The sequence below is a fragment of the Bradyrhizobium sp. 190 genome, assembly GCF_023073415.1.
GTDB lineage: Bacteria > Pseudomonadota > Alphaproteobacteria > Rhizobiales > Xanthobacteraceae > Bradyrhizobium.
The window spans coordinates 29,530-47,115 of record NZ_JADPJL010000037.1 but is presented as its reverse complement, the minus strand read 5'-3'; the positions used below and the strand labels follow the sequence as shown (position 1 = coordinate 47,115).

Annotated in this window: 20 protein-coding genes; 13 read left to right on the top strand and 7 right to left on the bottom strand. The window is 63.0% G+C overall.

Annotated features, from left to right (window positions below; genetic code table 11):
• Nucleotides 1-17: 17 nt before the first annotated feature.
• From ureE to IVB22_RS22320, 4 genes are all read left to right on the top strand, one after another.
• Nucleotides 18-599 carry an urease accessory protein UreE gene (ureE, locus tag IVB22_RS22335; protein WP_247519402.1) on the top strand — a complete coding sequence of 194 codons (582 nt, stop codon included), beginning with the start codon at nt 18-20 and terminating at the stop codon, nt 597-599.
• Nucleotides 580-1,317, top strand: coding sequence for an urease accessory protein UreF (locus IVB22_RS22330; protein ID WP_247519633.1), 738 nt, complete (start codon nt 580-582; stop codon nt 1,315-1,317). Before ureE ends, IVB22_RS22330 begins: the two co-directional genes overlap by 20 nt.
• Before the next feature lie 153 nt (nt 1,318-1,470).
• Nucleotides 1,471-2,109 carry an urease accessory protein UreG gene (gene ureG / locus IVB22_RS22325; protein WP_247519401.1) on the top strand — a complete coding sequence of 213 codons (639 nt, stop codon included), beginning with the start codon at nt 1,471-1,473 and terminating at the stop codon, nt 2,107-2,109.
• 377 nt (nt 2,110-2,486) lie between these two features.
• Entirely contained in the window at nt 2,487-4,136 is a 1,650-nt protein-coding gene (locus IVB22_RS22320) for an HWE histidine kinase domain-containing protein (protein ID WP_247519400.1), read from the top strand.
• A gap of 236 nt (nt 4,137-4,372) precedes the next feature.
• Here the strand turns inward: IVB22_RS22320 and IVB22_RS22315 are convergent, their stop codons facing one another.
• Both IVB22_RS22315 and IVB22_RS22310 read right to left on the bottom strand, forming a co-directional pair.
• On the bottom strand, nt 4,373-4,921 hold the full coding sequence (locus IVB22_RS22315) for a sigma-70 family RNA polymerase sigma factor (RefSeq protein WP_247519399.1): 549 nt from the start codon (nt 4,919-4,921) through the stop codon (nt 4,373-4,375).
• Nucleotides 4,921-5,109, bottom strand: a complete 189-nt coding sequence (locus IVB22_RS22310) for a NepR family anti-sigma factor (RefSeq protein WP_171709688.1) — start codon at nt 5,107-5,109, stop codon at nt 4,921-4,923. Before IVB22_RS22310 ends, IVB22_RS22315 begins: the two co-directional genes overlap by 1 nt.
• A gap of 306 nt (nt 5,110-5,415) precedes the next feature.
• Between IVB22_RS22310 and IVB22_RS22305 the strand changes: the two genes are divergently transcribed.
• From IVB22_RS22305 to IVB22_RS22295, 3 genes are all read left to right on the top strand, one after another.
• Nucleotides 5,416-6,222, top strand: coding sequence for a response regulator (locus tag IVB22_RS22305; RefSeq protein ID WP_247519398.1), 807 nt, complete (start codon nt 5,416-5,418; stop codon nt 6,220-6,222).
• 128 nt (nt 6,223-6,350) lie between these two features.
• Nucleotides 6,351-7,349, top strand: coding sequence for a DUF808 domain-containing protein (locus IVB22_RS22300; protein ID WP_247519397.1), 999 nt, complete (start codon nt 6,351-6,353; stop codon nt 7,347-7,349).
• A 704-nt stretch (nt 7,350-8,053) separates the two neighbouring features.
• The gene (locus tag IVB22_RS22295; protein WP_247519396.1) at nt 8,054-9,328 is read left to right on the top strand and encodes an MFS transporter; all 1,275 of its coding nucleotides are present in this window, start codon (nt 8,054-8,056) and stop codon (nt 9,326-9,328) included.
• Nucleotides 9,329-9,346: 18 nt separating this feature from the next.
• Here IVB22_RS22295 and IVB22_RS22290 read toward each other — a convergent pair whose 3' ends face one another.
• The gene (locus tag IVB22_RS22290; RefSeq protein WP_247519395.1) at nt 9,347-9,553 is read right to left on the bottom strand and encodes a hypothetical protein; all 207 of its coding nucleotides are present in this window, start codon (nt 9,551-9,553) and stop codon (nt 9,347-9,349) included.
• Nucleotides 9,554-9,574: 21 nt separating this feature from the next.
• Between IVB22_RS22290 and IVB22_RS22285 the strand changes: the two genes are divergently transcribed.
• Nucleotides 9,575-9,787 carry a PRC-barrel domain containing protein gene (locus IVB22_RS22285; RefSeq protein WP_247519394.1) on the top strand — a complete coding sequence of 71 codons (213 nt, stop codon included), beginning with the start codon at nt 9,575-9,577 and terminating at the stop codon, nt 9,785-9,787.
• A gap of 546 nt (nt 9,788-10,333) precedes the next feature.
• Here the strand turns inward: IVB22_RS22285 and IVB22_RS22280 are convergent.
• On the bottom strand, nt 10,334-10,825 hold the full coding sequence (locus tag IVB22_RS22280; RefSeq protein WP_247519393.1) for a peptidoglycan-binding domain-containing protein: 492 nt from the start codon (nt 10,823-10,825) through the stop codon (nt 10,334-10,336).
• Nucleotides 10,826-11,343: 518 nt separating this feature from the next.
• Here IVB22_RS22280 and IVB22_RS22275 point away from each other — a divergent pair.
• The 3 genes from IVB22_RS22275 to IVB22_RS22265 all read left to right on the top strand — a co-directional run bounded on the left by IVB22_RS22275 (nt 11,344) and on the right by IVB22_RS22265 (nt 12,854).
• Nucleotides 11,344-11,586 carry a hypothetical protein gene (locus IVB22_RS22275; RefSeq protein ID WP_247519392.1) on the top strand — a complete coding sequence of 81 codons (243 nt, stop codon included), beginning with the start codon at nt 11,344-11,346 and terminating at the stop codon, nt 11,584-11,586.
• Between the two features lie 3 nt (nt 11,587-11,589).
• Nucleotides 11,590-12,198, top strand: a complete 609-nt coding sequence (locus IVB22_RS22270; RefSeq protein ID WP_247519391.1) for a 2-hydroxychromene-2-carboxylate isomerase — start codon at nt 11,590-11,592, stop codon at nt 12,196-12,198.
• 251 nt (nt 12,199-12,449) lie between these two features.
• On the top strand, nt 12,450-12,854 hold the full coding sequence (locus tag IVB22_RS22265) for a hypothetical protein (protein WP_247519390.1): 405 nt from the start codon (nt 12,450-12,452) through the stop codon (nt 12,852-12,854).
• 791 nt (nt 12,855-13,645) lie between these two features.
• On the opposite strand, the gene IVB22_RS22260 is transcribed toward IVB22_RS22265, so the two are convergent.
• The 3 genes from IVB22_RS22260 to IVB22_RS22250 form a co-directional block, all read right to left on the bottom strand.
• The gene (locus IVB22_RS22260; protein WP_247519389.1) at nt 13,646-14,098 is read right to left on the bottom strand and encodes a hypothetical protein; all 453 of its coding nucleotides are present in this window, start codon (nt 14,096-14,098) and stop codon (nt 13,646-13,648) included.
• Between the two features lie 168 nt (nt 14,099-14,266).
• Complete coding sequence (locus tag IVB22_RS22255; protein WP_247519388.1) at nt 14,267-14,626, bottom strand: YqjD family protein; 360 nt, start codon at nt 14,624-14,626, stop codon at nt 14,267-14,269.
• A 75-nt stretch (nt 14,627-14,701) separates the two neighbouring features.
• Nucleotides 14,702-15,805, bottom strand: coding sequence for an AI-2E family transporter (locus IVB22_RS22250; RefSeq protein WP_249805315.1), 1,104 nt, complete (start codon nt 15,803-15,805; stop codon nt 14,702-14,704).
• A 308-nt stretch (nt 15,806-16,113) separates the two neighbouring features.
• Here IVB22_RS22250 and IVB22_RS22245 point away from each other — a divergent pair, with 308 nt between their 5' ends.
• On the top strand, nt 16,114-16,872 hold the full coding sequence (locus IVB22_RS22245) for a L,D-transpeptidase (RefSeq protein WP_247519387.1): 759 nt from the start codon (nt 16,114-16,116) through the stop codon (nt 16,870-16,872).
• Between the two features lie 35 nt (nt 16,873-16,907).
• On the top strand, nt 16,908-17,552 hold the full coding sequence (locus IVB22_RS22240; RefSeq protein ID WP_247519386.1) for a DUF2865 domain-containing protein: 645 nt from the start codon (nt 16,908-16,910) through the stop codon (nt 17,550-17,552).
• The last annotated feature ends 34 nt before the right edge of the window (nt 17,553-17,586 follow it).

Sequence of the window (17,586 nt, the reverse complement as noted above, 5' to 3'; positions counted from 1 at the left end):
TCGTTGAGCAAGCTAGCATGATCCGCACGACAAAAGTCCTTGGCCAGCACCGCTGGACGCAATCCGCGGCCGATACCGTCGTGCTCGATTTCGACGACCGGCACCGGCGGCGGATGGCGATGACGGGGACGCGCGGGCTGGAATTCCTGCTCGATCTGGAGAACGCCGTGGCATTGCGCGGCGGCGACGCGCTGGTGCTGGAGGACGGCAGGCTGATCGAGGTAGTCGCGGCCGCTGAGCCCTTGATCGAGATCAGGGGCGCCGATCCGCTGCATCTGGTTCGCATAGCCTGGCATCTCGGCAACCGCCATCTGCCGACCCAGATCATGCCGAAGGGCCTGCGCATCCGCAGGGATCACGTCATCGAGGCGATGGTGAAAGGATTGGGCGCGCGCATCATCGAGATCGAGGCGCCGTTCGATCCCGAGGGCGGTGCGTATGCGCAGGCGGCGCATGATCATGCCGCGCAAGATCACGGCCATCATCATCACGACAGTCAGCTTCACCACGGTGATCACGACCACCATCATCACCACGACGAACATTGCGACCACGATCATCACCACCACGATCACTCCCATGCTCATGACCACAAGTGAGCCCGCGCCGGCCGACGCGCGCAGCGGAATGAAAGCGGATGAGGCGGCGGCGCTGTACCGGCTGATGACCTGGCTGTCGCCATCCTTTCCGGTCGGCGCATTCTCCTATTCCAGCGGCATCGAATGGGCGGTGGAGGCGGGCGACATCACGGATGCCGCATCGCTGCGCGACTGGCTGGCCGCAATGCTCGGCGATGGCTCGGGCTTCTGCGATGCGGTGTTTCTGGCGCAGACGTATCGCGCCGCATCTGCGCAGGACGAGGTCGCCCTGCGCGAAATCGCCGAACTCGCGGCAGCCTTCGTGCCCTCGCGCGAGCGCCAGCTCGAGACCTCGACGCAGGGCCGCGCCTTCATCGAGATCGCGCGCTCCGCCTGGGCCTGCGACGGGCTCGACGAAATGGTGGCTGCTTGCAGCAGCGGCATGGTTTATCCCGTCGCGGTCGGCGTTGTCAGCGCGGCGCATGGCATTCCGCTCACGCCGGCGGTGCATGCGTTCCTGCATGCCGTGGTATCGAACTGGATTTCTGCCGGCGCCAGGCTGGTTCCGCTCGGGCAAACCGACAGCCAGCGCATTCTCGCAAGCCTCGAGGCTGATGTTGCCGCCACCGCGAAGCGCGCGCTGGAAGCTTCCATCGACGATCTCGGCAGCGCCACCTTCCGCGCCGATCTCGCCAGCATGCGCCACGAGACGCAGTACACGCGGCTGTTCCGGTCATGATGCTGCACACTCTTTCGTCGTCCCTGCGAACGCAGGGACCCATAGCCACCGGCCTCGGTTGTTACAAACGGTGTCGGCCGTTCTGCCTTATTGATAGATCACGCGGTATGGGTCCCTGCGTTCGCAGGGACGACAACAAAGAGGGCTGCGCACATGTCTAAATCTCACGGCCCGTTACGCATCGGCGTCGGCGGTCCCGTCGGCTCCGGCAAGACCGCGCTGATGGACCTGCTCTGCAAGTCGATGCGCCAGCGCTACGACATCGCCGCGATCACCAACGACATCTACACCAAATGGGATGCGGAGTTTCTGGTGCGCTCGGGCTCGCTGACGCCGGACCGCATCGCCGGCGTCGAGACCGGCGGCTGCCCGCACACCGCGATCCGCGAGGACGCCTCGATGAATCTCGCAGCGGTGGCCGACATGCGCGCGAAATTTCCCGATCTCGACCTGGTGCTGATCGAATCCGGCGGCGACAATCTCGCCGCGACGTTTTCGCCCGAACTCGCCGATCTCACGATCTACGTGATCGACGTCGCCGCCGGCGACAAGATCCCTTCCAAGGGCGGGCCGGGCATCACCCGCTCGGACCTGCTGGTGATCAACAAGATCGACCTCGCGCCGCATGTCGGGGCATCGCTCGAGAAGATGGAGCTTGATGCGAAAAGGATGCGGGGCGAGCGGCCGTTCGTGATGACCAATCTGAAGAAGAGCGAGGGGCTCGATCGCATCATCCGCTTCATCGAGACCAAGGGCGGTCTGCGCCCGGCCACGAAGGCCAAGGCCGGGTAGGCCGAGAGAAACGACCAAAGACGGTCAAGACAAACGGGCCGGGCCGGGCGGACAAACAGCAGGACTAGCGGTCAGGCCAGCGGCCGGGGTGGGGCGCGTTAACATTAATATTCGGTCCGCTGCCGCAGCCCCCTGATTTGTCCGTCCTCGGTGGAACCAAATCCGCGCTGTCAGATTATCAATCTCTGGCCCCGCCAAATCAGCGTTAACGGCGGCCGTGTTGTTTACCTCGCTGCCACCTGTCAGTTGCGTGCTGATGAGCGCTCCGTCATATTCGCCGCGGTTGGCCTTCGCGCTATTGCCATGCGTCTCTGCCCCGGCAGACCCAAAGATGCTTCCGATACGTCTTCGCCAATACGTCATTTCCGAGTAAGCGAGTGGTTCGGCTGGGCTTCATTATCGGCTTTATCGCGCTGATCGGAGTTCTGCTCTCCGGTCTCGCGGCCTATCGCGTTCACGAACAGGAACTGGCGATCGACGGCATCGCGCTGTCCCGCGCCATCGACGTTCATGCCAGCCTGGTGCAGGACCGCCTGACCGAGCGCGAATTGCTCGCGCGCGTTGCATCCGGATTGTTTCGCACACCTTCGGTGGTGAAAGCCAACATGCTGCAGCCGCTGCGCTCGGCGATCTACGCCTTCAAGACCGACTTCGTGGTCGCGTCCTGGATCGCGCGGCTCAAGCCGGCCGATCTGCCCACAGCGCAGGCGGAGCTGAAGAGCGCGGGCTTCACCAATCCGACGATTCGCGATTTCGACGATCGTCCGATCGACATCAAGACCGTCGACAGGCCGCTCGACGTCCTGATGGACCAGGAGCCACGCAGTGCGGACACGTTGGGCATTCCGGGCCGCGCCTTTGACCGTCACTCGGTGATCGGGCCGATGCTGGCGAAGGCGGCGGAGACCGGCAAGCCGGTGGCGTCCGACCCGATTCCGCTCCTGAGGCAGAGCGGGCAGATCGGCATCGTGCTTGCCTCCGCCATTCTGAAGGAAGGCACCGCGGAGCCCGTGGGCTTCGTCACCTTTTCCTACGAGTTGGCGCCTTTGATGCTGACCAACGACGACCGCTCGCTGTTTTCGGTGGTGCTGAAGGACCCCGATGACGCCAGCGACGAATATGTCGCCAACGACCAGGGCGAGATCTCCTTGCGGGCGATCAAGCAGGGCGATCCGTTGCCGTCGGTGGTGCGGACGGTGACGTTCGGCGGCCGCGACTGGTCGCTCGCCTACTATGCCAAGAACAACGCCGTACAGCGCGCGCAGCAGACGGCGATCATCGTGGCGGCCATCGGCTTCGCGCTCACCGGCATCGTCTGCGGCCTGTTCGGCTATGTCGCCTACAACAACCTGCGGCTCAGCCGCGAGATCGAGGTTCGGATCGGTTTCGAACGGCGGTTGACCGCCGTCATCGACGAGCTCAACCACCGGGTCAAGAACATCCTCGCCGTGATTCAGTCGATCGTGACGCGCACGCTGCGCCACGGCTCCGACATGGACGTGTCGCGCGAGCTGCTGATCGGCCGCATCCATGCGATGTCGAACGTGGTGACGCTGCTCAGCGAAAGCCAGTGGCAGGGCGTAAAGCTCAAGGGCCTGTTCGAGTCGCGCGCGATCCCGCATGCCGACCGCATCGTGGTCAACGGTCCGGATATCGCCGTCAGCGCGCGCGCCGCGCAGTCGCTGTCGCTGTTGTTCTTCGAACTGGCCTCGCATTCCGACGAGGGGCTGTCGCTGGTCGGCAAGCACCCGCACATCGTCGCCAACTGGGAAGTCTCGGGCGAGGAGCCGGATACGGTCTTTCATTTCCGCTGGGAAGAGTTCAACACCAGCGCAGCGACGCGGCGGGAAGACAGTGATTTCGGCCTCATCCTGCTCGACCGCGTCGCCCCCGAAGCGCTCGGCGGCACCGCGAAGCGCTACTTCACCGACGTCAGCTACGTCTACGAACTCACCGCGCCGATGGTCACCGTCGTCGACATGACCGAGCGCGACCGCACCGAGCAGATTTCCGCACCGGTGCGGTAGGTGAGGTAGGGACGGCCCCTAAATCGTAGGGTGGGCAAAGCGAAGCGTGCCCACCACTCACAGCCATGATGTGAATAGCGTCGCGGCAAAGACACTTGCATCATTTCTGTCACCCTCACACGCCGCGCAGATGGTGGGCACGCTTCGCTTTGCCCACCCTTCGAAACTACGACATCGACACACACAAAAAAGGCGGCCCGATCGGGCCGCCTTTCCGCGTCAGTTCGATAGCGTCATCACCCGCCATTGCCGCCGATCACGGCGCGCACCGTTTCATCGGGACCAAAATCCTCGGCGCCCTCGACATAGAGTAGCGCGGAGAGTTTCGAGCGCGCGCGGTTGACGCGGCTCTTGATGGTGCCGACCGCGCAGCCGCAGATGGCGGCGGCGTCCTCATAGGAGAAGCCGGAGGCGCCGACCAGGATCAACGCTTCGCGCTGGTCCTGCGGCAGCTTGTCGAGCGCGGTGCGAAACTCCTCGAACTCCAGATGCGCGTTTTGCGCGGGCTGGGTCTTCAGGGTTTTCGCGTAATTGCCCTCGGCGTCCTCCACCTCGCGCCGCCGCTTCCGGTAGTCCGAGCGGAAAAGGTTGCGCAGGATGGTGAACAGCCAAGCCGGAAGGTTCGAGCCCGGCTGGAACGAGTCGATGTTGGCAATCGCACGGAGCAATGTTTCCTGAACCAGGTCGTCCGCACGGTCGCCATTACCAGAGAGCGAGATCGCGAACGCGCGCAGGCTAGGTACCGACGCCAAAATGTCGTCGCGAAGAGAGTCTGTGAGAGGCATTAGTCTCTCCCGTCTTTGTCGTCGATTTGGGCCGCCGCCGCTTCCGGCCCATCGAGCTTTCGGATCAGTTCTGCAAAGCGGTCCGGCACGCCCTGTCGGACCACGTCGTCGTACATGGCGCGGAGCTGATGCCCGATCCTGGATTGAATCTCGGCGTTAAGCCCGCCCTGCTTCTTTACTTCCTTCATGGTCTGATCCACGCTTCCCCGAGAGTTAAGTCTCTGTGGTTTCAAGAGGTTACCTCGAAATTGGGCCTAGGTCGCCGCGTTGTAGGTTGAAGGCTAATGCGAATACGTGCGGATGGTTCCGAATTCTGGGAACTTTTTCTGGAACTTTTTTGCCCCTCGCGAGTAATCGGGGTGACAGGGGAACCGGGGTCCCCCCGCCGAAACTAAAATTGACGCCCGACGCGGCGCTTTAAGGTTACGTCCGCCCGGCTGAGACCCTAAGTAAGTACGGCCAAGGATACGGCCCAAGATAAGGATGAAATGGGGATGTCCCGATCACAGCTCGTTGCTGAACATCTGCCGCTCTTGCGGCGCTATGCCCGTGCGCTGACCGGAAACCAGGCCTCGGGCGATGCCTATGTGGGTGCCATGCTGGAGGCCCTGCTGCAGGACGGCTCGCTGCTCGACGAACGACATGGCCCGCGCGCCGGCCTGTTCAAGCTTTTCACCCAGATCTGGAACTCGGTCTCGCTCAACGACAACCCCGACGTCACGACGCTGGCGCTGCCGCCGGAGCGGAGGCTGTCGAACATCACGCCGCTGCCGCGGCAGGCGTTCCTGCTGCTCTCCCTGGAAGGCTTCTCCGAGGAGGAGGTGGCGTTCATTCTCAACACCGACATCGCCGAGACCCGCCAGTTGACGGACGCCGCCGGCCGCGAGATGGCGGCGGAAATCGCCACCGACGTCCTGATCATCGAGGACGAGACCTTCATCGCGATGGATCTCGAGAGCCTCGTGAAGAACCTCGGCCACAACGTGATCGGCGTCGCCCGCACCCATGCCGATGCGGTGGCGCTTGCCAAGAACAAGAAGCCGGGCCTGATCCTCGCCGACATCCAGCTCGCCGACGGCTCGTCGGGCCTGGATGCGGTCAACGAACTGTTGAAGGTGTTCGAGGTGCCGGTGGTGTTCATCACCGCCTATCCCGAGCGCTTCCTGACCGGCGAACGCCCGGAGCCCGCGTTCCTGATCTCGAAACCGTTCCAGCCCGCGATGGTCTCCGCCGTCGCCAGCCAGGCGTTGTTCTTCCAGCGCAACTCGCGCAACCGCGCACCGCGGGCGGCCACGGGCTGATCGAAGCTTGTTAGCGTAGAGTTTGAAATGATCCGGCGCGCTCCCCACTGCGCGCCGGATTTTTGTTGGGCCGATCTGCTACGGTCCTCCTGGTGATGAACCCTTGATTGGATGTGGAGTAGGGATCGATGAGTGTCGGGCTGATCGGCCTTCTCGACGATATCGCGGCGATCGCCAAGGTGGCTGCAGCGTCCCTCGATGATGTGGCGAGCCAAGCTGCCAAAGCGGGTGCGAAGGCAGCAGGTGTCGTCATCGACGATACCGCGGTCACGCCCGGTTACGTGATCGGATTCGAGCCGAAGCGCGAGCTTCCCATTGTGGGCAAGATCGCGGCGGGATCGCTGCGCAACAAGATGCTGATCCTGCTGCCCGCGGCCCTGGTGCTGAGCTACTTCCTTCCCTGGACCATTACGCCGCTGCTGATGCTGGGCGGCGCCTACCTCTGCTACGAAGGGGTGGAGAAAGTGCTGGAAGCGGTGATGCCCCATCAGGCGCATCAGCATGAAGCCGAGCTCGGCACCGTCTCGTTGAACGCACAGTCGGTCGAAGACGAGAAGGTCGCAAGCGCGATCAAGACCGACTTCATCCTGTCGGCCGAGATTATGGCGATCACGCTGGCGGCGCTCCCGGTGGAGAGCATCTGGAAGCAGGCGCTTGTGCTGGCGGTCGTGGCTATCGGAATCACCGTCGCCGTGTATGGCGTGGTGGCGCTGATCGTGAAAGCCGACGATGTCGGTGTGGCGCTGGCGCGGAGCGACCGTGCCTCGGCCATGGGCCGCGCGCTCGGACGCGGCATCGTTCGCAGCATGCCTGTGCTTCTGAAGATTCTCAGCGTGGTCGGCACTGCCGCCATGATCTGGGTTGGCGGCGGCATCATCCTGCATGGCGTCGAGGTCTACGGTCCGCCGGCAATCCACCATGCCGTCAAGGCCGCTGCCGAGGCTGTGGCCCACGCATTCCCGCCGCTTGCCGCGATCCTCGAATGGACGGTCGAGGCAGCCATATCCGGCGTGATCGGCCTGTTGGTCGGCGCCGTATCGATTCCGGTCGTCGGATTTGTCTTCGCGCCTGCATGGAAATCGCTGAAGCGCTTTCTGCCCCGCCGTGAGAAAACGCCCGCTCAGTGAATAGCGCCTGTCGCCACTGTATCGATCGTGCCCGGTTCCGCTGCGCCAAGCCGGGGCTCATAAACCTTGGTATAGCCGGTCCATCCGTTTCGGTGTCGGCCATCTACCTCGGTACAATAGAGCATGGCGCGCGCGGACCTTAACGTCGTCACGTCGAGGCAGGATGTACATCCTCGCATTGCCTGCGCATCGTCGATCTCGTCTCCGGTCGTCGCGCCGCCTGCCTCGACACCGCGGGCACCGAAATTTTGGTTCGCGCGCGACGATCAAGTGACCTCGCGAAATGATTTCTGATTGAGCGCGCTATGTGAACCAGTTCACCTCCGGATTGTGAAGCTGGCGGTATCATTGTCTCTGCTGATTCACCGCCGACACTGGCGATTGCCGGCGTTATCGAGTTCGCGGCCAGGCACCTCCCCCTGGCTCGGGCCACCAGCCTCGAAAGCTGGTCGGACTTATCCGGCGCGCGCCATCTGCGCGCCGGATTTTTTACGTGCAAGGGTCATGCACCCGGCTCGCCATGGAGCCGCGGGTTCCAAGCTGCTAAGCAACCAGAATGGATGCGGTGCGGCGCGGCAAATGGATCGGATTTCTCTGCTGGCGCTGCAGAAAGCGTGAGGGGCGGAATGCTTGTTGAACTGCGCCCCACGCCCGCATAGGGTCGCTGCAGCAACAAGAAAATAAACGGAAACGTCCCTTTACCTATGCAGCCCGCCGAGCGGCCTTTCCCCTACCGCCGGGGCCTGATCATCGTCGCGACATTGGCCACCGCCTATGTCGCCAGCCATTTTTTCCGCGCCTCCAACGTCACCATCGGTCTCGACCTGATGCGCGATCTGGCCATCGGGCCGGAAGCGCTAGGGGCCCTGACCGGCGCGTTCTTCTTCGGCTTCGCCGCGATGCAGATTCCCTGCGGCTTCTTCTTCGATCGCTTCGGGCCGCGCTATACCGTGGTCGGCATGTTGATCATGGCCAGTCTCGGCGGCGCCCTGTTCACGCTGGCGCCGAGCTGGCCGGTTCTCTTGACCGGCCGGGCGCTGATGGGCGCCGGCTGCGGCGTGATGCTGATCGGCAGCATGGTGGTGATCTCCCGCTGGTTTCCGCCGGACCGCTTCTCGACGCTGACAGCCATGGTGTTGTCCATCGGCCTGCTCGGCAACCTCGCCGCCACCACGCCGCTCGCATGGGCGTCGCAGGCGGTCGGCTGGCGGGCGGTGTTCGGCGCCGTCGTCGTCTTCACCGCGCTGGCAACTATCGCGATCTGGCTGGTGGTGCGCGACGCGCCGCCCGGTCATCCCTTTCTCTCCCGCAAGGTGGAACCATCAGGCGAGATGCTCAACGGCTTCCTGGAGGTGCTGCGCAACCCGCGCCTGAAGCCGATCCTGGCGCTGAATTTCTGCAACTACGCCTGCACCTTCACCGTGCAGGGCCTGTGGGGTGGCGCGTTCCTGCGCGAGGTGCACGGCTTGAGCCCGATCGCGGCCGGCAACGTCCTGCTCTGCGCCGTGATCGCCTACCAGGCCGGCATGCTCGTCTTCGGCCCGCTGGACCGCCGGCTCGACACCCGCAAGGGTATCGCAATCGGCGGCACGCTGGTGATCATTGTCCTGCTCGCGACCCTTGCGCTGTTTTCCCACCCGCCGGTCTGGCTGCCGGTTGCCGCCATCATCGCCATGGGCTTCTTCTCTGCCTCCAGCACCATGGTGATGACGCACGGCCGCGGCATCTTCCCCGACCGGCTGATCGGACGCGGCATCTCGACCATGAACACATCAGTGATGCTCGGCGTCGCCTGCATGCAGACGCTGTCGGGAATCATCATCGGCGCGTTCGAACCGCTCGCGAGCGGCGCCCGTACCGAGGACGCTTACCGCGCCTTGTTCGGCGTGTTGACATTGGTGCTGATCGTGGCGGTCGCGATCTACAGCCGCTCGCAGGACGTCAAGCCGAGCGACGAGATGCGGGCGGCGCGGCAGTAGCGACGATCAGGCACGGTATCATTTCATCCGGATCGAACAGGCCGGAACAGGTGCATTTCTTTCCGGGATCGCTCGGAAGATTCGCTCACAAATCGCCGTAGGGCGAATGCGTAACAGAGGCGCGGTAATTGCAACAGTTCCGATAACATCATACGAACACACAAGCACCGCCTTGGGAACAAGCGGGAACTGGCTTTCGGTGCGACCGTTGGTGAGCTCAATCAACTTTGTCTCCGGGGACCCCCCATGCCAACTGTGAAAATTCGCGCGTCCACGATCCTCGGTGAGTTCGAGCAAGCTCAGACAGATCTTGTCGACAAGGCTGTGGTCCTCACCGACGGCATATGCGGGACCGTGGACAAGATATGGCTTGACGAATTGCACGGCTTGCGAATTTCGATCCGAGGTCACGATGGAAAGTGGCCAGTCTCGACAGTCAAGTTCTCGCAGAAAGGCTGAGTCGGTCAGGCCGAAATGCCAAGTGATCTCACATACTCGCTTTGGCCAAAACGTTGCATCTCGAGCCCCAGGCTAGTGAGAGCGCCGAGCGCGCCGATGCGTCAACTTCGCAGGCAGAAACCGGCGAAATTCCTCTACATCCATCCTCTCCGTTATGGCTCGTGGCCACCCGGCGCGTGCGACCGACAAAGTTGAACGGTCCAAAGGTTCAGGAACTTGTGAGAGAGCGGGCCGTTGGCCCTTCACAGGAGATTTCAATGCATAAAGATGGAAATCAAGTAGTTGAGACGGCAGTGGAGGCAAGAGGCGGTCTTTTAGGCAGGCCGGTTCTGCTGGTGCTGCTTGTTAGCTGCGTTCTGGCAGTTGCCGCACTCATCGTTACGTATTCGGGCGCGTGAAAGAGAAGCGCTCCCCTGAACGATGTCCGCGCTTACCTCGACGAGCACACATCACCGGGCGGGAGCGTAAGGTCGGATAAGTGCTTACGCGACGTTATGCTCATGCGCCGGACGCGCTGAGAACCAACGCTCCGCACAATCTGTCGGATCATCTGCGTCCGAACAGGCCGCCCACCACGCCGCCAATCAGTCCACCTGGACCGCTACTACTGCGGTGATGGCTACCGCCGCGACGACGGGCCGGACGGTCGTCATCGGATTTGTCGCTGCTGCCAAGGCTGGCGCGCGCCGCTGAGACGGACTCGGTCAGTAGCGCCTGATGCTGCAGCGTGTCGAGGAAGCCAGTCTTGGGATAGCCGCGTGCCGCCTGCCAACGCGTGATCACGGCGCGGGTCGACTTGTCGAACCGTCCGTTGATCTTGGTGTCGAAGCCAAGACCGGTCAGCCGGCGCTGCACGTCGCGACGCTTTCTCTTGTCGAGTCCTATCTGATCTTCGGTTTCCTGAGTTGCCTCGTGGACAAGAGTGGCCGGATCGGCGGATGCCACCAGGTCGCGGTCGGTCGTGCTCGGACCGGCTTTGGCAACATTTGCGCTGACGAGAATTCCAAAGACTGACAACGCGAGGATGAAGACGCGCAATGGCTTATCTTCCCTGATCTAAAGTCTCTCGACGATTTCGCTTTGAGAACCTGTGCCGGTTCAAATACACCGCCCTGAACCTCGAACTACCGGCGGCGTCTGAATCAAAGGTCAACTCGGGCTTCGTCACGGAGCAACTGTTATCCGGATCACTTGTTCCTCATCGTGCGTCGAATGTTAAGCTGCATTTGCACTGAGACCGGCCAGCAAAAGAGCCGGTGCGGAGAGGGCAGTCTGTGCGCCACGTCCGCTTTGGGAAGAACAACCTCGCATCGCCCATTTTGATGGCTGCTCTTGCTCCGTAAGCGCACATGCATCGCCAGGGTGTTCGACGTCCGTTTGGAGCCAATTCCAGGCTCATCCACGGCAACGGGCGGGCGCCGGTTCGATGGCCGTTTCGGCCGCGGCGACCCTAACAGGATGGCGCGATAAGCCCGGTCTAATTCCCGGTTGCAGTGCACGATTGCCATTCCGCCCCAGCGGGAGGATGTTTCAAGACAGGCACAATGGAGAGCGGCATGAGCAAGGCAGTTCCCGACAATCAGCACCGCAACCAGGATGGCGAAATCAGCCACAAGCACGGCGCCACCCCCATCGGCACATTGCGCAAGATTTACGGGCAGGGTTTTGCCGCCGGTTATCCCCCAACCGACAGGCTGAGCGAGGCTTTGCCTTACCTGAACGAGACATCGCTGAGCCAGCTTCGCCGCGACTACAAGACCGGTCATCTGGATCACAAGATCACTCACGCCTCGGGCTGAAGCGTGCCGGTCACCATCGACTACTACATGACGCTCACCTCGCCGTGGACGTACCTCGGCAGCGCGCCGTTCGCCGGGATCGCCGAACGAAACGGCGCGACCGTCAACATCAAGCCCTGCAAGTTCGGGCCGATCTTCGAGCAGACCGGCGGGCTGCCGTTGCCGAAGCGCTCGCCGCAGCGGCGCGCCTACCGGATGATGGAGTTGAAGCGCTGGCGCGAGGTGCTGGGCATTCCGATTAATCTTGAGCCGAAGCACTTCCCCTGCGACGACGCCGCGGCGACCCGCCTGGTGATCGCGGCCAAGTTGCAAGGCAAGAATGCCCACAGGCTGTCGCTGGAGCTCTCCCGCGCGGTGTGGGAACGTGAGGAAACGCTCGCTGATCCCATAGCGATTTCATCGGCCGCCCAGCGCGCTGGCCTCGACGCCGCCGAGTTGCGTGCAGGCGGTCCTTCGGACGCCGAACTCGATAAGCTGCATGAGAAGTTTACCCAGGAGGCGCTGAGCGTGGGCGTCTTCGGTGCGCCGAGCTACGTGCTGCCTTCGGGTGAGATCTTCTGGGGCCAGGACCGGCTGGAACTCCTGGAACGCGCTTTGAAGAAACTGGCTTAAACAAAAAAGCAGGAACAAAAAAAGCAGGGTGCGACCGGCATCACCACGGTCGCACCCTACGTCGCCGGTCAATGGGGCAGGGGGAATAACCGGCTGCCGGGATGACTCCGAGCCCCCCGGAGTCGTTCCATGGGGCCGCAAATATTTTTCGATTTTTTTCGAACACGGTTAAGTGATCGAGAAGCGCCGGACCCCCTTCGGCTCGGCTCGGGTTGTCTGTGTGATCGCCATGGGGCGAGGGACAAACCGTCATGTCACAGATTTTCAAAGCAATTTTAGCCGCTCTCGCCATCACTGCAACATTTGGCGCCTTCCAGCTTGCATCGGGTCACGACCTCACCGGCCGCCGGCAACTCGCCGCGACCGCACCCTCGGCCGACATCAACCGCGCCGCCAAGGCCGACCGTGCGGCGCTCAGAGCCGCGACAGGTCAGACCGAGACGTTTACGATCCGAACCGTCGGCCTCGCGGACACGTCCGTGGTGGTGCGTGTTCCCGTGGCCCAAGAGGAGGTACGGAACCGCCCGGCGCCGCCAGCCCAGCCCGCCGCACCAAACAAGCGTGGCCCCTCGAAGATGACGGTGGCCTGCGAACCGCCGGTCAGTGTGTTGACCGAGGTCGCAAAGCTGCTTCAGCCCGGCCGCTGCGTGACCTGATCGCGCGTCGATATTTTTCGTAGGGTGGGCAAAGGAGCGTAGCGACGTGCCCACCATCGATCATCGATTGCGCTCCTTGATGGTGGGCACGCTGTCGCTTTGCCCACCCTACGGACCGCGAACTGATTTGCTTCACGCACAAGTGCAATTTCAATCCGCAACTGCGACACGTTGGCACGACGGGCAAATCAGTAAAAACCTGTCCAGCCCTTGTCGCAAAAATATTCCGCTTAACTTGTCACGCAAATCACCGGCATAACTCCGCCCGTCTCACGGCAGATGAGGGGCGTTGGCCATCGTCACGAACGCGCGGTGAGATGCGATGGACGCGAGAGCTGCGACTGACGTGTGTGGCTCAAGCGTACGGCGAAGTCGTGTGGTCCTGACGCCGCGGTGCTGGCGCTAAGTTCGCGAAAGCAAGCTTTCGCGGGCGACGGTGGCAAGAAAGCCGTTCACCGGGGAGAGCTCGAAGTAAGCCGTAAAGCCATTGCGCAGGGAAGGCCGGGATGCTCCCGCTGGACCTGTATGCTCGTGTGCGCGTTCCTTGTGCGCAATTGCACACGAGACCGCGGGTGCAGCGCGCACCCGGTCTTCCCTGCGCCCTCTGTTTTGAGAGGGCGGGAAGTTGATAGCAAACCTCGGGCGAAACCGCGCCGCGAGAACGTGAAATCGTTTTCCGTAGGATGGGTGGAGCGAAGCGATACCCATCGCCACACGCACCGGCATTGATGGGTATCGCTTCGCTCCACCCATCCTACGGAAGGGCAACTATGGAAGGCGCGACGCCAGGCCTACTCCGCCGGCGCTTCGTTGGCGCCGCTGCTCCCGTTGGCGCGGGTGGCGAGAAATCCCAGCGCAAGTCCGCCGACCGCGAGGATCGGGATCAGCTTCTTGACGCCGATGGCGCGGATCACCTGGATGCCCGCCGCAACCAGCATCGGATCGGACAGCACGGTCTGCGCGGTAGACTTCGCCATCCTCGCCGCCTGTTCGGCGCGTCTCTCGATCTGCTTCTTGCGCACCATGTAACTGCTGGCTGCGATCAAGGTGACGACGAAGAAGATGGCGGCTCCGGTCAGGCAGGCTTGGACGGGACCATAATTCTGCAGAACGAATACGAAGGCTGCAGCACACAGAAACGCGGTGGTGACCAGCAGGGCCACAGCCGCCGCTGCCGCGAGCGAAGTCAACCGGAGAGCGGTGCCGGTCGATTCCTTGAAATCATCGATCAGTCGCTGAAACATGGCCAAACCCCGATCCGAAAGCCTCGATCTGAAAACGACGTCAACGAAACCAACCGCAATACGAAACGACGCCGCGGCGTCCGGCTTGCCGGCACGCGCCATCGAAGACTCTCTGCGCCAAAAGCCCCTGCGCCAAGAATGCCTGCGCCAAACCTATCAGCGCCAAGACTACCTGCGCCACGTCACGCCGATCAGAAAGCCGACACCAAGCGCCAGCGCGACGGTCGCCAGCGGACGCTGTGTGATGGCGTCTTCCAGCGTTTCCTCAATCGAGGACGCGGCGTCATGGGCGGCGTCCATCATCGCGCTGCCGCGTTCGGACATGTCGTCGACTGCCTGTTCCGCATTGGCGCGCGCCTGCTTGTAGCCGCGCTGCGCCTGTTTGGAGGCGCTGCCGGCAAAACTGTTCAACGCATCGGTGATCTGCTCGGTCAGGGCTGCGATATCGTTTTTCACGGCGATTACATCCTTCTGCAGGCGTTCATAGGTGGCTTTGTCCGTCAGATTTGTCGTTGCGGCGTCAGACATCGAAAGCTCCCGGTACTGAATTTAGTTGCCGAACAAACGCTTCGTCGAATGGGAAGTTCCAATTGCGAAACCGGTTTAGTCTTCCGGCAGCTGCGGCTGATCGGGCGGCATCAAATGCTCTTTCACGATCAGCGCGATGATCAGCAAGGGCGACGACAGGAATGCTCCCATCGGGCCCCACAGCCAGGTCCAGAACGCGAGCGTCACGAACACGGCGAGCGCATTCAAGGCCAACCTTCGGCCAACGATGGTCGGCGTCAGGAAATGGCCTTCCATGAAGGTCATTACCGCAAACAGGGCCGGCGCGATCAATCCGGCGCTGATGGTTGGGAGCGCAACGAGGCCGACCACGACCAGGACGGCGAACATCGCCACCGGGCCGATGATCGGAATGAAGTTCAGGATCGCGGCCAGCGCGCCGAGGCCGGCGGGGTTCGGCATGCCCGTCACCGCGCAGATCAGGCCGGTCACGATACCGACGCCGATATTGATCATCGTAACCATCAGCAAATAGTTGCCGAGGTGCTCCTCGATCTCGTTGATCATCCGCAGCGTTCGCAGCCGTGCCGTTCGGTCGGCGAAATTCATGATCAGCGCCCGGCGCAACTCCCGCCAGCTTGCGATGAACAGGATCAGTGTTGCGATGAACAACAGGAGTTCGGCGAAGGTCGGCGACAGGAATTCCAGCGTCGGCTGTACCCAGTCGAACTTCGGCAGATGGAACGTCGACAGCGAATCGGGACCGCCGAGCATGCTCTGCAACTCCTGCCAGCGCGCGAGCGGCCGGTCGAAAATGTTCAGCTTCTCCTTCAGGATCGACCCCAGTTCCGGCAGCTTGCTGCTCCATTCCATGACGGGCGAGGCGAGCAGGCCGATCATGAAGGCGGCGCCTGCACAGACGGCGGTGACGATCAGGACGGCAGCGACCGCGCGCGGGACGCGGTAGCGCTCGAGGAAGCTGGCGGCGGGCGACAGCATGGTGCCGACGATGAAGGCCATCGTGATCGGCAGAAAGAACGCCTTGGCAAGATAGAGGCCGGCGATGATGCAGATGATCAGCAGGCCAACGAGGGCGATGGCCACCACTTCCGTGCGGCGGATGACCGGCGGCAATTCGCTTCTGCTGTCGGGGACTGGAATGCCTTCGTGCCCGTTGGGATGCTGGCGTTCGCTGGGCAATGGTTTTGTCGGCGGAGATTTGGAAGCCAAAGGCTTGGCAGGCGTAGGCTTGGCGGGCGGAGGCTTGGTGGGAATGACGCTCACAATGGCTTTCCCCCGCCCGAGGCGGCGATTCCAGGCAGACGCGACCTCGCGATCCGGACTGGCATCACAACGTGGCGCAGACCCGCGGGTTCCAATCGCGCAGGTGTGAGCCTTGTCGCGCTCGACACGGTTGCGCCGCAAGCTCGGCCAAAAGGAACTGCCGGCCCCCGGGTGCGTTTGTTGGTGCAGAGCATCCAATGATGCACATCCAGCGGGGCAGTCCTATGACACAGTCCTCTTATCGCCGACCTTCGTCGCGCGTGGCAACCGCGCTCGTCTTCGTCGTCGCCGTCTTGCTCATGCTGGCGATGGTCTCGATCGCGGCGAACGCGCAGACGCTCGGCTACGCTTCCGCCCAACGGAGTGCATATCCTACCGATGAGGTGATCGCCTCCGACGAGGGTGCGACGCCCGAGCGGCTTCGCCGCGCCGTCGTCGCCTTCGGCACGGCGGAGGCGCCCGGCACCATCATCATCGATACCGGCAACACCACACTCTACTACGTGCTCGGACAGGGCCGTGCCATCCGCTACGGCGTCGGCGTCGGCCGCGACGGCTTTACCTGGTCCGGGGTGCAGACCATCAGTCGCAAGGCGGAATGGCCGGACTGGCATCCACCAGCTGAGATGATCGCGCGCCAGCCCTATCTGCCGCGCTTCATGGCCGGCGGGGCCGGCAATCCGCTCGGCGCGCGGGCGATGTATCTCGGCACCAGCCAGTACCGCATTCACGGCACCAACGATCCCTCGACGATCGGGAAATTCGTCTCGTCGGGCTGCATCCGCCTGACCAACGAGGACGTCACTGATCTGTTCAGCCGGGTCGATGTCGGCACCAAGGTCGTGGTGCTGCCGAAGATGGCACCGGTCATGGCGCGGGGCGGGGATACCAGGAGCCGTCCAGCCAGCGCTCATCCGCGCCCGGTCGCGCTGACGCCCTCGGGCCGCCAGGCGATGAACCTGACGGCGCCGCAGGCCAACTGAATGGACGCGTCGCGTTGCATGAGAGGAGAAGCTTGATGCGATCGGGAAAACTGGCAGCATGGGGGGCAGCCGCATTGGTGTGCGCTTCGGCGCTCGCGCCTGCCGCCCAGGCCCAGGACTTCTTCTCGCAACTGTTCGGCGGGTTCGGGCGTCAGCGCCATCAGCCCTATATCCAGATGCCGTTCGGCGACGACGACGGACAGGTCCGCCCGCCGCGTGGCGAGGGACGTGTCCGCTACGGCGGTGGCGGTGGCCAAGCGTTTTGCGTGCGGACCTGCGACGGACGTTATTTCCCGGTCACCGCATCGGACAATGCGAGCCGCGCGGCCTCCTGCAACAGTTTCTGCCCGGCGAGCGAGACCAAGGTGTTCTACGGCAGCGCCATCGACAACGCGACCGCCGACAACGGCAAATCCTATTCGGAACTGCCGAACGCGTTCCGCTATCGCAACGAGCTCGTCAGCGGCTGCACCTGCAACGGCAAGGACCAGGTCGGCCTCGCGCCGGTCAAGATCGAGGATGACCCGACGCTGCGCAAGGGCGACATCGTCGCCGGCCAGAACGGCCTGTTGGTTGCCGGCCGCAGCGCCGACAAGCGCGGCGCGGAGGTGAATTTCTCGCCCGCGTCCGAAAAGGTCCGCGCCAAGTATGGCCGCGTGCCGGTAGTGGCACGGGAGTGAGAGTGATTGCCGGCTGTCATCGCCGCGCAAAAGC